This is a genomic window from Helicobacter pylori (assembly GCF_011140715.1).
GTDB classification, from domain to species: Bacteria; Campylobacterota; Campylobacteria; order Campylobacterales; family Helicobacteraceae; genus Helicobacter; species Helicobacter pylori_DA.
Genome location: NZ_SFZZ01000042.1, coordinates 1 through 234, shown reverse-complemented (window position 1 = coordinate 234; position 234 = coordinate 1). Strand labels below are relative to the sequence as shown.

Sequence of the window (234 nt, the reverse complement as noted above, 5' to 3'; positions counted from 1 at the left end):
CTTTCTTCTTCATTTCTAGCTTGAGAGAGGCAGTCTTTATAAGCCTTAAGACTCTCTTTAGCTAAAACATTTTCCTGTAAGTCTTTAGGGAGATTTTTAAGACATGCTTTTCTTTCTTCTTCATTTCCAGCTTTTTCCAAACAATTTAGCACTTGCTTCGCTAAAAATTTCCTCGCTTCAGGGGTGAGTAATTTCTCGCATTCCTGTTTTTCTTTTTCATTCCTAGCTCTTGAT

General features: G+C 35.9%; 1 protein-coding gene. It reads right to left on the bottom strand.

All coding sequences use genetic code 11. From position 1 onward, the window contains the following. A partial coding sequence (locus tag EWZ81_RS04035) for a CagY family CD-EC repeat-containing protein (RefSeq protein ID WP_275690025.1) occupies positions 1–234 on the bottom strand: 234 nt, incomplete at both ends.